The organism is Candidatus Omnitrophota bacterium (assembly GCA_028693815.1).
Lineage (GTDB): Bacteria > Omnitrophota > Gorgyraeia > Zapsychrales > Aceulaceae > Aceula.
The window spans coordinates 59862-75418 of sequence record JAQUUP010000001.1 but is presented as its reverse complement, the minus strand read 5'-3'; the positions used below and the strand labels follow the sequence as shown (position 1 = coordinate 75418).

Annotated in this window: 12 protein-coding genes; all 12 read left to right on the top strand. The window is 35.7% G+C overall.

The annotated features are described in order from the left end of the window. The first annotated feature begins 109 nt into the window (after window positions 1–109). Window positions 110–2035: a 1,4-alpha-glucan branching protein GlgB gene (glgB, locus tag PHY73_00285; protein ID MDD3374151.1), complete on the top strand. Its 1926-nt coding sequence runs from the start codon at window positions 110–112 to the stop codon at window positions 2033–2035. Window positions 2036–2157: 122 nt separating this feature from the next. Further along, entirely contained in the window at window positions 2158–2469 is a 312-nt protein-coding gene (locus PHY73_00280) for a winged helix-turn-helix domain-containing protein (GenBank protein ID MDD3374150.1), read from the top strand. Between the two features lie 112 nt (window positions 2470–2581). After that, complete coding sequence (locus tag PHY73_00275) at window positions 2582–5005, top strand: DUF3536 domain-containing protein (GenBank protein MDD3374149.1); 2424 nt, start codon at window positions 2582–2584, stop codon at window positions 5003–5005. 17 nt (window positions 5006–5022) lie between these two features. Next, on the top strand, window positions 5023–6513 hold the full coding sequence (malQ, locus tag PHY73_00270; protein MDD3374148.1) for a 4-alpha-glucanotransferase: 1491 nt from the start codon (window positions 5023–5025) through the stop codon (window positions 6511–6513). Window positions 6514–6599: 86 nt separating this feature from the next. After that, window positions 6600–6965, top strand: a complete 366-nt coding sequence (locus PHY73_00265) for a response regulator (protein ID MDD3374147.1) — start codon at window positions 6600–6602, stop codon at window positions 6963–6965. 2 nt (window positions 6966–6967) lie between these two features. After that, complete coding sequence (locus tag PHY73_00260; protein MDD3374146.1) at window positions 6968–9130, top strand: ATPase, T2SS/T4P/T4SS family; 2163 nt, start codon at window positions 6968–6970, stop codon at window positions 9128–9130. A gap of 97 nt (window positions 9131–9227) precedes the next feature. Beyond that, window positions 9228–12515 (top strand): PAS domain S-box protein, encoded by a 3288-nt coding sequence (locus PHY73_00255; GenBank protein MDD3374145.1) that lies wholly within the window; start codon window positions 9228–9230, stop codon window positions 12513–12515. A gap of 22 nt (window positions 12516–12537) precedes the next feature. Then, window positions 12538–12906 (top strand): response regulator, encoded by a 369-nt coding sequence (locus tag PHY73_00250; protein MDD3374144.1) that lies wholly within the window; start codon window positions 12538–12540, stop codon window positions 12904–12906. A 9-nt stretch (window positions 12907–12915) separates the two neighbouring features. Continuing rightward, the gene (locus tag PHY73_00245; GenBank protein MDD3374143.1) at window positions 12916–13275 is read left to right on the top strand and encodes a response regulator; all 360 of its coding nucleotides are present in this window, start codon (window positions 12916–12918) and stop codon (window positions 13273–13275) included. 71 nt (window positions 13276–13346) lie between these two features. Continuing rightward, window positions 13347–13889 carry a peptidoglycan-binding protein gene (locus tag PHY73_00240; protein MDD3374142.1) on the top strand — a complete coding sequence of 181 codons (543 nt, stop codon included), beginning with the start codon at window positions 13347–13349 and terminating at the stop codon, window positions 13887–13889. A 132-nt stretch (window positions 13890–14021) separates the two neighbouring features. Beyond that, entirely contained in the window at window positions 14022–14780 is a 759-nt protein-coding gene (locus PHY73_00235; protein ID MDD3374141.1) for a beta-phosphoglucomutase family hydrolase, read from the top strand. Continuing rightward, window positions 14759–15553, top strand: a complete 795-nt coding sequence (otsB, locus tag PHY73_00230; GenBank protein MDD3374140.1) for a trehalose-phosphatase — start codon at window positions 14759–14761, stop codon at window positions 15551–15553. The genes PHY73_00235 and otsB overlap by 22 nt, the downstream gene beginning before the upstream one ends. Window positions 15554–15557 lie beyond the last annotated feature (4 nt).

The window sequence follows — 15557 nt, the reverse complement described above, 5'->3', positions numbered from 1 at the left end:
AATTGCTAAAAATCAATTTTACGTTAAAATAAGAAATCTGTTTTTTATTAAAGATGTAATTGTTTGGCGTTATTAGAGATAAGATAAATAGAGATACAAAAGGAGAAAGATGCTTTACGATATCAACGGAATTAAGCATGGTATTACGCGGTTCGGAGAGCAAGATGCGCATCTTTTTAAGGAAGGAACGCATTATAGGCTTTATGATAAGCTTGGTTCTCATGAGATGACTGTTGATGGCAAGCAAGGGACTTATTTTGCGGTTTGGGCCCCAAATGCTGAATCGATTCATGTGGTTGGGGATTTTAATGATTGGGACAGAACTCGTCATCCTTTAGGTGTGCGTTGGGATTCTTCGGGAATTTGGGAAGGCTTTATTGAGGGGGTTTCAAAAGGTTCTTTATATAAGTATTATATTGTTTCAAAAGAAAATGGGTACCGCGAATTTAAGAGGGACCCATTTGCTTTTTATAATGAAATTGCTCCTAAAACAGCTTCAGTTGTTTGGAATACAGATTATCGCTGGAAAGATAGTAAATGGATGAAAGGTCGACATAAACGAAATGGTCTTGATTCGCCAATGTCGATTTATGAAGTTCATCTTGGATCTTGGCGTAGAATTGTTGAAGAGTGCAATCGTCCTCCTGATTATCGAGAGATGGCAGAAGATTTTGTCAAATACGTTAAAGAGATGGGCTATACACATGTCGAATTCTTGCCGGTTATGGAACACCCATTTTATGGATCTTGGGGGTATCAATCCGTTGGATATTTTTCTCCGACTTCGAGATACGGAACACCTCAAGATTTTATGCATCTGATTGATTGTTTGCATCGAAATGATATTGGAGTTATTTTAGATTGGGTCCCATCGCATTTTCCGTCGGATGTGCATGGGCTTTTTTATTTTGATGGAACGCATCTTTTTGAACATGCTGATCCAAAGAAGGGATTTCATCCGGATTGGAAAAGTTATATTTTTGATCATAGTCGTCACGAGGTTAGAGAATTTTTAATTTCAAGCGCATTATTTTGGATGGACAAATATCATATTGATGGCATTCGCGTTGATGCGGTTGCTTCCATGCTTTATTTGGATTATTCTCGAGAAGAAGGGGAGTGGATTCCGAATCAATTTGGTGGTCGAGAAAATATTGAAGCTGTTGATTTTTTAAAAACGCTTAATCGTGTTGTTTATGAGAATTATCCTGATACACAGATGATTGCTGAAGAGTCAACGGCATGGCAAGGTGTTTCTCGGCCTCTTTATGACGGTGGGCTTGGTTTTGGCATGAAATGGAACATGGGCTGGATGCACGATGTTCTTTTGTATTTTTCAAAAGATCCTGTTTTCCGAAAGTATCATCATAATGATTTGACATTTAGCTTTTTGTATACATTTACAGAGAATTTTGTTTTGTCTCTTTCTCATGACGAGGTGGTTCATGGAAAGGGATCACTTTTGACAAAAATGCCAGGGGATGATTGGCAGAAATTTGCTAATATGCGTCTTTTGTTAGGATATATGTTTGCTCATCCAGGGAAAAAACTCCTTTTTATGGGGGCAGAAATCGGCCAGTGGGAAGAGTGGAATCATGAAACTAGTCTGCAGTGGCATCTTTTACAATATTCACCACATCAGGGTTTGCAGAAATGGATGAAAGATTTAAATCGTATTTATAAAAAGGAAGCTGCCTTATTTGAAAAAGATTTTACTCATGAAGGGTTTAGGTGGATTGATTGTAATGATTGGCAGCAAGGTGTTATCAGTTTTGTGCGGTGTGGCCATGATTGGAGTCAAAAAATTGTCGCTATTTGTAATTTTACTCCAGAAACGCGTTTTGACTATCGCGTTGGTATGCCAGAGGCAGGCACCTGGCGTGAAATTTTAAATAGTGACGCAAAAGACTATGGCGGAAGCGGCCAAGGAAACTTTGGTAAAAGAGAAACAGAGCCAATTTCAGCTCATGGCTGCCAAGATTCGTTCTCGATTACAGTGCCTCCTTTAGGGGTATTGTTTTTGAAAAAAGATTAGAATTTTTGTATTTTGTCGAAGTAAATTTGCTTGACGTAGACCCCTTTTTGTTATACAAATATGGCATTAGCAGATGCGTTTTACTTAGAAGTTTGTGAAATTTTAATAAATAGGAGGAAGGTATGAAAAATAAAATTATTGAGACAGCAGGAAAAACTTGGAAAATTTTAGGCGAAAAAAAAGAAGTTAAAGTTACAGATCTTGCTAAGCTTGTAAAAGAAAAAGGCGAGATTGTTTTTCAGTCTTTAGGATGGCTTGCTCGCGAGGATAAGATTAATTATATTTCTAGAAGTAATCAAACTTTTGTTTCTTTGGTTGAACCAGAATTTGAGCATTTTAGAAATACTTTTTCGGTAGAGAAGACGCCGGCTAAAGGAACAAGCTCGATTGTTAAATCAAAAGTAAAAAAAGTTCTTAAAAAGATTAAGAACTAATTTTTAAAATTCGTATTTCAGAAACGACCACTAAAATATAATTAGGCTTAGTGGTCGTTTGACTATCTTTTGTTTTTTAGAGATTTAAAAGATAAAAATACTGGAGAATTGTTTGAATAAATATATTTGTCTTCATGGTCATTTTTATCAGCCTCCTCGGGAAAATCCTTGGCTAGAGGAAATTGAGGGTCAAGATAGTGCCCGTCCTTTTCATGACTGGAATGAGCGCATTTCATTTGAGTGCTATTCCCGCAATTCTGCTTCACGTATTCTTAATAATGATAAGAAAATTATCGATATTGTTAATAATTATTCTAAAATCAGTTTTAATTTTGGTCCAACGCTTTTGTCTTGGATGGAAAAAAAGGATCCAGAGACCTACCGCGATCTTTTGTATGCCGATCAATTGAGTCAGCAGAATTTTTCAGGACATGGAAGTGCTTTAGCCCAAGTGTATAATCACATGATTATGCCTTTGGCGAACGAGCGCGATAAAAGAACGCAAATTTCTTGGGGGATTAAAGATTTTGAATATCGTTTTAAGCGAAAACCCGAAGGCATGTGGCTTGCGGAAACTGCTGTCGATATTGTAACACTAGAAATTTTAGCAGAATATGGGATTTTATTTACTATTTTAGCGCCTCATCAAGCGAAGAGTGTGAAGAAGATATTGGACAAAAAATGGATTTCTGTAGAAGGTCAAAAAATCGATCCTAAGAAACCGTATTTATGCAGGCTTCCTTCAGGAAAAAATATTGTTATTTTCTTTTATGATGGGCCTATTGCGCAAGGTGTTGCTTTTGAAGGACTTTTAAATGATGGAGAAGAGTTTTCCAGGCGACTTTTGAGAGCGTTTGATATTAAAACAGAAGAAAATCAAATTGTTCATATTGCAACGGATGGAGAAACATACGGACATCATCATAAATTTGCAGACATGGCTCTTGCTTATTGTTTGCGGACTATTGAAAAGAATAATTTAGCTAAAATAACAATTTATGGAGAATTTCTAGAGAAGTTTCCTCCTCAAGAAGAGGTTGAGATTCATGAAAATACTTCTTGGAGCTGTGCTCATGGGATAGAGCGATGGCGCTCAGATTGTGGTTGTTGTATAGGCACAAATCCAAAATGGAATCAGAAATGGCGTGAGGGTTTACGTTTTTCGCTTGATTGGCTAAGAGATGAAGGCATTAAAGTTTATGAAAAAGAGATGGGGCTGTTTGTCGAAGATGTTTGGGCGCTACGAAATCAGTATATTTCGGTAATTTTAAATCGAGATAAGAAGGCTGTTGAGAGCTTTTTTGCCAAAAATATTCAAAGATCTTTATCTGAAAATGATAAGGTTAAAATATTGAAGCTTTTAGAAATGCAGCGAAACGCTCAGCTGATGTATACAAGCTGTGGATGGTTTTTTGATGAAATTTCTGGCATTGAGCCAACGCAAGTTTTAAAATATGCGGCGCGTGTAATTCAGTTAATAAAAGAAGTCTCTGGCATAAAAATAGAAGAATCATTCTTGGGTCTTTTAGAAAAAATAAAAAGTAATGTTAAAGAAATTGGCGATGCAAGAAATATTTATCTGCAACAGGTGCAACCGTTTGTTGTTGATCTTTTTAGAGTTGGAGCTCATTACGCGGTTTCGTCTTTGTTTGAAAAGTATCCAAAGGAAACAAAAATTTATTGTTATACAATTCGAACAGAGCGCTCATATCAAAAAGAGGACGAACGGCTTAAGCTTTCGATGGGATGCGGGACAGTGCAGTCTGATATAACGCTTGAACAAACGCCTATCTTTTTCGCAGGATTTCATTTGGGAAATCACAATATTATTCGCGGTGTTAAGGAACTTTTAGAAGGAGATTATAGCCAAGCACAAAAAGAAATTGTTGAGGCATTTATTACAAAACAAATTCCAGAAGCAAATCGCTTGATAGATAAATATTATGGCCCAGAAAATTATTCTTTAGAACATCTTTTTAAAGAAGAGCAGCAAAAAATATTAGATGAAGTTTTGAAAACGACGATGGATGAAATCGAAGAATCGTTTAGGGAGATTTATGAAAAGCATCATCCTTTGATGCAAGTTCAAAAGGAGCTTCAAGTAACGTTGCCTAAGGCGCTTGCAACAATTGCAGAATTTGTTTTAAATAGAGATTTGTGCGATGTGATTCAATCTGATCCTATTGACTTAAAGCGATTGAGAATGCTTGTTTGGGAAATTATGAGATGGTCTTTTAGCCGTGATAAGCAAACAATTTGTTTTATTGCTGGACGAAAAGTTAATGAGCTGATGAAAGAATTGATTAAAAATCCAGATGATATTAATTTGATTGAAACGCTTATTTCTGTCGTTGAAAGTCTAAGTATTTTAAATTATAAGTTAGATTTGTGGAAAGCGCAGAATATTTATTTTATTCTAAATCGCAAATTGCTCAAAGATAAAAAAGGACAAGCTGAAAAAAGAGATCCTCGATCCCAAAGATGGGTTGAGGCTTTTGAGCTTTTAGGGGAATTTCTTCAAGTTGAAACAGTATAAAATAATGGAATTGAAAAATGTCTAAACGGAAAAGCGGAGTTTTGCTTCATATTACATCTTTACCGTCACCACATGGAATTGGCGATTTTGGTTCTGGAGCGTATCAGTTTGCTGATTTCTTAAAAAATAGCAAACAATCGTATTGGCAAGTTTTGCCTTTAAATCCGACGGACATCGCTCTTTCTAATTCTCCATATAGCAGCTGTTCGGCTTTTGCCGGTAATGTTCTTTTGATTAGTCCAGAATTCTTAATTAGAGATGGGTTTTTAACGCAAAATGATTTAAAAGAAGTAAAGTTTTCTGGAGACCGTGTCGATTATGTGGCGGTTGCTATGCATAAGGTAGATGTTTTGTATCGAGCCTTTCATAATGTAAAAAAAACAATATCTTCAGATAAAAGTTTTAAAAGTTTTTATGAGAAGAATAAGGTTTGGCTTGATGATTATAGTTTGTTTGTTGCGTTGAAAGAAAAATTTGAAGGTGCCTCTTGGTGTCAATGGCCGGAAAATATCCGAAAAAGAGAGCCAGCTGCCATGGAAGCGTATCGAGAGGAGTTGCACGAATTTATTTTGCGAGAAAAATTTTTTCAATATCTTTTTTATTCTCAATGGTTTGATTTAAAGGGATATTGTAACAAGAAAGGTATTAAAGTTATCGGGGATGCTCCTATTTATGTCCAGCACGATAGTGCCGATGCGTGGGCGAATAAGGAAATTTTTAAATTAGACGAAAATGGAGAATGCGAATTTTTAGCAGGAGTTCCGCCGGATTATTTTAGCGAGACAGGACAGCTCTGGGGCAACCCTGTTTACCGATGGGATGTTTTGCAATCTTCAGGCTATGATTGGTGGAAAAAACGGTTAAAATATAACTTTGATTGTTTTGATATTGTGCGCATTGATCATTTTAGGGGTTTTGTGGATTTTTGGGAAATTCCGAAAGGTGAGCAGACGGCGATTAACGGCAAGTGGGCTAAAGTTAATGTATATAATTTTTTTGATGAGCTTTTAGATTATTTTAAAGAGTTTCCTATTATTGCTGAAGATTTGGGCATCATTACAGCAGATGTTAAAGAAGTCATTAAGCGTTATCGTTTTCCAGGAATGAAAATTCTGCAGTTTGCTTTTGATGGCAAAGAGGACAACCCTTACTTGCCCCAAAACCATATTAAAAATTGTATTGTTTACACGGGAACGCACGATAATAATACAACTAAAGGCTGGTTTCGCCGGGAAGCCACTGAAGAAGCTAAAGTTCAGATTAATAAAATTGTAGGCCAAGAGCCAACAGAAAATAATATTGCCTTGATTTTTGTCAAATTAGCAATGAATTCTATAGCGGATACTGTTATTCTTCCACTACAGGATATTTTAGGTTTAGATGAGTCTGCTCGCATGAACCAGCCTTCAACGATTACAAGCAATTGGGAATGGCGTGTCAAAGCTTCTTCTTTAAATTCTTCAGTTCAAAAAGAACTTGCCAATCTTTGTTCTGCAAATAATCGCTAGTTTTCTTAATTATATATATTAGTATTAGAATAATTATAAATTGAAAACATCATTTTTCAAGGTAAAATGAAACACGGAGGAATGCTATGTCTAAAATTCTTTTTGTTGAAGACGATCTTGATTTTTTGACTGTTATGAATAGGCGTTTAATTGAACACGGTCATCAGGTGATGGCAGCTTTTGATTGTTTTCGTGCAGTTGAACTTGCGCATAACGAAAAACCTGATGTGATCGTTCTTGACTTAAAGTTGCCTGGAGGAGGAGGGCTTAGTACGTTAAAGAATTTAAAATTGTCTTTATATACAAAAGATATTCCTGTGATAATTTCAACAGCCATGAAAGATGATGAGCAAAAAAAGCTGGTTTTGCAAGAAAAGCCGGATGGCTACTTAGAAAAACCATATGATTCTGATGCTTTGATAAGAATGATAGAGAAAGTGATGCTGCGTTAAAAATGAGTAAATTATTGGATACTTTAGTTGAAAAAGGGCTTGTTACAAGAGAGCAGATTCAAGATGCCAAAATAAAGCAAGTTGGGGCCAAGAAATCAATTTCTGAGCTTTTGGTGGACATGAATTTTATCAAAGAGGATGATTTGATTAATGTTGCATCTGAAGTTTTTGGTCTCCCCGTTTGTATTTTGGCTAAAGAAGAGATTGATCAAGAAGCTCTTAAAAAACTTCCCTATGAGAAAGCAAAGCGTTATGGCGTTTTTCCCGTTCGAATTGAAGATGGAAAATTGTTGCTTGCGATGTGCGATGCTCAGGATTTTGTTGCTCTAGAAGATATTGGGGCGATTTGCGGCATAGGGGTTAAGCCTATTTTGGCAAAGAAAACCGATATCACAAAACATATTGAGAAATATTATCTTTTAGATGATGTAACATATGATCTTATTAAAAATATGACTGAGGATATTAAGGTTGAGCTTATTCAGAAAGAGTCAGAAAAGGAAATGTTTGAAGATGAATATTTTTCTGGCAAGGAATCTCCTATTGTTCGGCTTTGTAATTTAATTGTTTCAGATGCAGTTAAGGCAAGGGCGAGCGATGTTCATGTTGAGCCGTATGAAAAAGTTGTAGAGGTGCGCTATCGAGTTGACGGATATTTAAAAAATATTATGAAAATTCCAAAAAGGCTTCATGCGTCTTTAGTTGTTCGAATTAAGATTTTAACAGAACTGGATATCGCAGAGACAAGAAAGCCTCAGGATGGCAGAAGTAGCATTTTGATTGAAGGGCGTAAAGTTGATTTGCGTGTTTCAACAATTCCGACATTCCATGGAGAAAAGATTGTTATTCGTCTTTTAGATCAAAAAAAGGCACAGATTGATTTAGACAATATGGGATTCGGAGATAGAGATCTAAAATTATTTAAAGACGTGATTTCTAGGCCGCAAGGAATGATTTTGATTACAGGGCCAACAGGAAGCGGAAAGACATCTACTCTTTATGCCGCTCTTAATGAGATTAAAAATGAGACAAAAAATATTGTTACGATTGAAGATCCTGTTGAATACTTAATACAGGGAATCAATCAAATTCAGGTTAATCCGGCTAAAAATGTTAATTTTGCAACAGGATTAAAAAGTATTTTGCGTCAAGATCCTAATGTGATTTTAGTTGGAGAAATTCGAGATCAAGAAACTGCTGAAATTGCGTTTCGGGCTTCTTTGACAGGACATCTTGTTTTTTCAACGTTGCACACCAACAATGCTTTAGCAACGATTATTCGTCTTTATGATATCGGCCTTGAGCCATACTTGATTGGATCATCAGTTATTTTAATTGTAGCGCAAAGGCTTATTCGGTTGGTGTGCACTAAATGTCAAGAACAATATGTTCCCGATGCAGAAGCGCAAGAAAGATTTGGTGCTTTTATTCAGAAATATAAAATTCAAAAGTTGTCTCGAGGAAAGGGTTGTGAATATTGTGGATATACGGGGTTTCTTGGACGAACAGCTATTTTTGAAATCTTGGAAATTAATGAAAAAATAAAAGAGCTGATATCAGAGAAGGCTCCTGAAAGCATTATTTGGAAAGAAGCAAAAGACAATGGCCTAAGAACTTTGGCTGAAGCCGGCGCGCAAAAAGTAATTGAAGGCGTAACAACCATAGAGGAAATTGAACGTGTTTCAGAGCTTCCGCATGAAGAATCTATGAAGAATGAAGCTAAAGAGAATAAAATAGAAGAAGTGGATCCAGAGAGTATCAAGATAGCTTCTCAACTTCGCCAAGAAATTAATAAGAAGTTTTGTATTTTGATTGTTGATGATGAGCCAGATATTAGAGAAATTTTAGGGATGCGTCTTAATGCTGCCGGATATAGTATTTTAGAGGCCGAAAATGGTGCTGAGGGCGTGCGCATAGCGCATCAGAAAAAACCAGATTTAATTATTATGGATGTTATGATGCCTGTGATGGATGGAATTATAGCGACACGGAGAATACGCGCTGAGCTAGAAACAGCAGCTATTCCTATTTTGATGTTAACGGCAAAGACAACTAAAGAAGATGAGCTAGAAGGATTAGATGCTGGGGCTGATGACTATTTGGGTAAACCATTTGATGACGAAAAATTGCTGGCAAGAGTTAAAATGCTTTTAAGACGACGATAAAAGTTATTTGTTTGACAATAAAATAGATATTTTTTGTTTGATTTAGAAATAAATAAAAGAAGTATAAATAAAAAAGTTACAACTAAAGAGAAAAAGAATGAGTTTTAAGAAAAGTTTTTTAAGATCAAAGTTTTTTATTGTTTATATTATTTCTTTGATTGTTATTGTTGTTGCTGGTGGCATTTTAACAATGCAGCTATCTTATTATGCGCAAAAGGAGATTTCTCGAGAATCAGAGGCTGCTTTGTTTGCTTTAAGCAGTAGCGTTAATCGAGAAATAGACACTGTTGAAAGAATTGTCAAGGCTTTAGCGGGCAGCGATGAGATCAAAGATATTTTTTATTCAAATGATTTTGAAACTTTTGCAAGAATCAACCTGGTTTTAGATCGTTATGCAGATGCTTTAAGAGATACAGTTTGTTATGTTTTAGATTTGGATGGAACAACACTTGCTTCCTCAAATCATGAGAGTTTAGATAGTTTTGTTGGAAAGAATTATAAGTTTCGACCTTATTTCGAAAGTGCAAAAAAAGGTGATCTGGGCCGTTATTTTGCTTATGGAGTAACTTCGAAAAAGCGAGGAATTTATTTTTCAGCTCCTGCTAAAGATGAGCTTGGCAATATTGTAGGTATCGTTGTGATTAAAAGAGAAATCGATTCTTTAGCAAGAGATTTTTCAAAATTTGATTTATGTTTTCTAATTGATCCCAATGGAATTGTTTTTCTTTCAAGTAGTCCTAAAAAAGTTCTCAACTCTTTATGGCCGCTTAATTCAGATCAAAAAGAAATGCTTGTTTCTACAAAACAATTTGGACCAGGACCTTTTGAATCGATTTTAAAGAAGAAAGTTAATAGCGGCGAGCCCATTGAGTTTCAAGATAAACCATTTCTTTTCTTTAGCCATCCAATTAATGTTTCTGGGTGGTCTGTGGCGATGGTTATTTCTTCGCAGCAAGTGCAGACGTATTCATTTTTTGGCATTATTTTTTCCTTGTTCCTTGTTATTTTAGTAACAGTTTTTTTTGTTGTTGTTAGCTTGATTAACAAATCTGCGGAAGATTTGCTTCGTTTTTATGCGATTGTAGAATCTTCTAGCGAAGCGATTATCGGAAAGAGTTTAGATGGCAAGATTTTAAGCTGGAATAAAGAAGCAGAAAGAATATATGGATATTCTGCTAAGGATGTTATCGGAAAGTCGATAACAATGCTTGTTTCAAAAGAACAGCAAGGTGAGATTTTAGATATTCTTAAGCGGATTAAGCAGGGAGAAACAATTAGAAATTATGAGACAAAGAGACAAAGAAAAGACGGAACATCAATAAATGTTTCATTAAATATCTCACCTATTAAAAATAAACAGGGAAAGATTGTTGAGATTGCGACGATTGCACGTGACATAACGCAAGAAAAAAAAGCGCAAGAAGTTTTGAGAGAAACTCAAGAGGCTTTAAAAGAAAAAGCGTGGGGTCTTGAGAAAACAAATGATGCGATTAAGGCTCTTTATGGAGAACTTTCTGATAAGACAGAAAAGCTTGAGGAGTTTCAGAGGGAAATTATTGCCGCCAAAGAATCGGCTGAGCGAATTTTTGAGCTTTCTCCAAGTGCTATTTTTATAGTTGATGTAAACAAAAAGATTGTCCGATGGAACAAGAGAGCGGAAGAGGTGACTGGGTATTTGTCAGGAGATGTTATTGGAAAACAATGTTCATTGTTTGCTGATTATCCGTGCAGGGATCTTTGTGGTTTGTTTTCAGATTCTATTGAAAAACCGCTTACAAACAAAGAATGTCATATTAAAAGAAAAGATGGCGAGATTAGAATTATTTCAAAGAATGCTGATTTGCTTTTGGATTCTCAGGGTAATGTTGTAGGGGGCATCGAAAGCTTTGAGGACATTACTGAAAGAAAAAAAGGTGAGTTAAGAATAGCGGAGGCTTTAGCGAAAAATACAGCACTTGTGAGCGCAGTTAGTCAGATTGTTTATGAGCATTATTTCTTAGAAGATAAGATTGTTTGGGGTGGAAATTTTTTAGAAACCTTAGGGTATACTCTTGAAGAAATGGGGAGCAATACTGAACAATGGCTTAGCAAGTGTCATCCAGAAGATGTTTTAAATGTAGAAAAATCGCTTAAACAGGCTATTGATGAAAAGAAAAATTTTAGTTGTGAATATCGTTTTCGATGTAAAGATGGAACATATTTGTGGTTTTATGATCGAGGATTTTTAAGCTTTGACAAGGAAGGTCGCATTTTTTCTAATATTGGCTTAATGGAAAATATTACAAAAAGAAAAGAAACAGAGATTGAGCTTATTAAATTGTCTCGAGCTGTTGAGCAGAGTCCAAGCACAGTTGTGATTACAGATCCTGAAGGCAATATTGTTTATGTAAATCCAAAATTTTGTGAGCTAACCGGATACACTTCAAAGGAAGCTGTTGGACAAAATCCAAGAATTCTAAAATCAGGAGATCAACCGAAAGAAGTTTATCAAGAATTGTGGAGCACAATTTTAAGTGGGAATGAATGGCGAGGGGAATTTTGCAATAAAAAGAAAAGTGGAGAAGAATATTGGGAGCTTGCCTCGATCTCTCCTATTCGAAACGAAAAAGGAGAAATAACATATTTCTTGGCTGTAAAAGAAGATATTACAGCACGAAAGAAAGCAGAAGAAAAAGCTCTTGATGCTATGCGGATGAAAAGTGAATTTATTTCTGTTGTGTCTCATGAGCTCCGCACTCCTTTGACTGCCATTAAAGAAGGTGTCTCGATTGTTGCCGATGGCGTCACTGGCGAAGTGAATCCTGATCAAGCGGAGTTTTTATCTGTAGCAAAAAGAAACGTAGAGAGACTCTCTCGTCTGATTAACGATGTTTTAGATTTTCAAAAGTTAGATGCTCAGCAAATGACTTTTGATTTTGAGCTGAGCGATATTAATTTGTTAGTTGAAGAAGTTGTTCAGACGATGGAAACGATTGCTCAAAAAGAGGGATCGGATCTTAAGCTTGATTTAGATGGAAATATTCCAAAGGTGAGCATGGATCATGATCGTGTTACGCAAGTTGTAACAAATTTAGTGAATAATGCTATTAAATATGCAGGGGGCAAGCCGATCACAATTAAAACAACATTGGAACATAATACGGTTCAGATTTCTGTTATTGATCAAGGTGAAGGAATTAAAGAAGAAGATTTTGAGAGGCTTTTTCAAACGTTTAGTCAGCTAAAGAAAGGCAAAGAAAGAAAAACAGGAAGCACAGGGCTTGGTCTTGCTATTTCGAAGAAAATTGTTGAAGGTCATGGAGGAAAGATTTGGGTAGAATCCGAACACGGAAAAGGAAGTGCCTTTTCATTTCTTTTGCCGATAGAAGAGAGAAGAAAAAGATAAGGTTGATTGATAGGAGGGCATTGTGTCTAAGAAAATTTTAGCTGTTGATGATGAGCCAGATATTTTAAAGGTTGTTATTTTTCGTCTTAAAAAAGAAGGGTATGATATTAAAACAGCTATTAATGGGCAAATGGCCTTGGACATGATTGCAGAAGATCGTCCCGATCTTATTCTTTTAGACATTACGCTTCCTGTGCTGAATGGATTTGAAGTCTGTAGAAGAATTAAAGCAGATGAGCATTCTAAAGACATCCCTGTTATGTTCTTAACAGCATCAACAGCATCTGAAGGTTTTAAGGAAAGAGCTGCGGAGGCTGGAGCGCAGGATTATATGTTTAAGCCGTTTGATTATGATGAGTTGTTGGCAAAAATAAAGAAAATGTTAAGTTAGGAGAAGAGGATGAAAAAAAAGATTTTAGTTATTGAAGATGAAATAGATATTCAAAAAATATTAAAAGCAAATCTTGTGGCAGCAGGATATGAAACTTTTGTTGCTTCAACGGCAAAAGAAGGTTTAGAAATTTTTGCAAAAGAAAATCCTTGTACCATTATTTTGGACGTTATGCTTCCCGATGAAAACGGATTTGATGTGTGTCGAAAAATTAAAGATGATAATGATGAAGTAAAAATTATTATTTATACTGGAAAATTAGAAGCAGTAGATGCTAGAAGAGCTAGAGAGGCCGGGGCAGATGATTTTACAGTTAAGACAGTGGATTTCAAGTATATTTTAGAGTCTATTGAGAAATTAATTTCTTAAGAAATCCAAAATTTAATAAAGTCGGCTCTTGTCTTTTAACGATAAGAGCCGATTATTTTTTAGAGGCCAAAGTGAGAAGAAAATTAATATTTTTATTAGTCTTTTTCATGTGTGCTCAAAGTTTTTTAGGGTGTGATTTTATTTATGGTCTTATTCAAAGAGAAGCAGCTGAAGAAAAGGCTTTAATTGGAGAGATTATCCCTTTTATGTACAATGAACAGGTTGAGCAGGTTCAAGAACTTTTAAAGGTTAATGGGTATTCTTGCGGAAAAATAGATGGAAAAATGGGGCCTAAGGTTAGAGACGCGATTGCAAGATTTCAAGAAGACCGCCAGATTAAGGTTAACCGGTATGTCGATAAGGCAACGTGGAAAGAATTAAATTTCTTTAAAGATCTAGGTCTTGTTTTTGATGGAGAAATTGATGTGGCTTTTATTCAGCAAATTTTGATTAAAGAAGGCTTTTCTCCAGGAAAAATAGATGGGAAATTAGGCCCAAAGACAATTTTAGCTATTCAGCAGTTTCAAGAAGCAAATGGACTAAAAGCTGATGGAAAAATAGGGGGTAAAACATTATCTGTTTTTGCTGATTATGTTATGACTGCAGAATATTGAGGAAAAGCGGTGGACTTTAGGAGAACTGCTTGCCATCAGATGACAAATCGCGTATAATATTTAATGTATTTGCTCTTGTTACATTAAAGCTCTAAGTATCAGCGAAATAAAGGTTTAGAAAAGGAATTTGAGATGAAAAATTATGATGCGGTTATTTTTGATTTAGATGGTGTTATTACAAAAACGGCTTTAGCTCATGCAGCTTCGTGGAAAGAGATGTTTGACGAATATCTTAAATCTAGAGAGCAGAGAGATGGCGAATCTTTTAAGGAATTTACACATGAAAAAGATTATCTTCCTTTTGTTGATGGAAAACCTCGGTATAAAGGTGTTCAGAGCTTTTTAGAATCTCGAGGAATTGATATTCCTTATGGAGATCCGGCTGATGCTCCAGACATGGAAACAGCTTGTGGACTTGGAAACAAGAAAAATATTATGTTTAAGAATATTTTAGCGGAAAAAGGAGCTGAAGTTTTTGATCCTGCTGTGGCTTTAATAAAGGATCTAAAGGCAAATGGTGTTCATGTTGGCGTTGCTTCTTCGAGTAAGAATTGTCAACTTATTTTGCAAAAAACAGGCTTAGAAGATCTTTTTGAAACGCGCGTTGATGGCGTTGTTTCAGCTGAATTAGGTTTAAAAGGAAAACCTGAAGGGGATATTTTTGTAACAGCTTGTAAGAATGTGGGATGCACTCCCGATAGAGCTGTTGTTGTTGAGGATGCAGTTTCAGGGGTTCAGGCAGGAAAAAATGGAGGCTTTGCTTTTGTTTTAGGTGTAGCACGTGAAGGAAACGAAAAAGAACTTCAAAGTAACGGCGCAGATGTTGTTGTTACTAATCTTGAGAATGTTAATGCACAGAGGATAGATCAATGGATTGTGGACAAAATTTAAAGAACTTTTTTGAGAATTTAGATGAGATCAAAGCGCGCTTAGACGGAAAAACTTTGGTAGTTTTTTTAGATTATGATGGAACGCTTACTCCAATTGTGTCGACTCCAGATTTAGCAATTATTTCTGATGAAATGAGAAATGTTGTTGAAAGTCTTTCTAAAAAGGTGAAGGTTGCGATTGTTTCGGGTCGCGCGACAGATGATGTTCGAAGCAAGGTTAAAATTAGTGGTATTTTTTATGCTGGAAGCCATGGTTTTGAAATTAATGATCCTCAAGGAGAAGTCAAGATCAACGAAGAAGCACAAAAAATTCGCCCTGTAATTGACGAGGTTCAAGCAAAACTTGCAGAGCGCGTTAAGAATATTGAGGGGGCTTTGATTGAAAATGTAAAATATACTGTATCGTGTCATTATCGCTTGGTGAAGGATGAGGATTTTGAAGTTTTTGAAAATCAAGTTGATTCTGTTTTGTCTGAATATCCTCAGTTGCGTAAGACGAGTGGTAAAAAAGTTTTTGAAATTCGCCCTAAAATTGATTGGCACAAAGGGAAAGCAGTCGATTGGATTTTAAGCGTTTTTGAAAAAGAACAAAAAAATATTTTGCCTGTTTATTTAGGCGATGATACTACAGATGAAGATGCGTTTAGAGCGTTAAAGGAAAAAGGTTTTGGTGTTTTGGTTTCGACAGAGCTAAGAGACACGCAAGCAGAGTATATTGTTAGAGACTCTGGTGATGTTAAAAAAGTTTTACAAACATTTATTGATTTGAGCTAAAAAA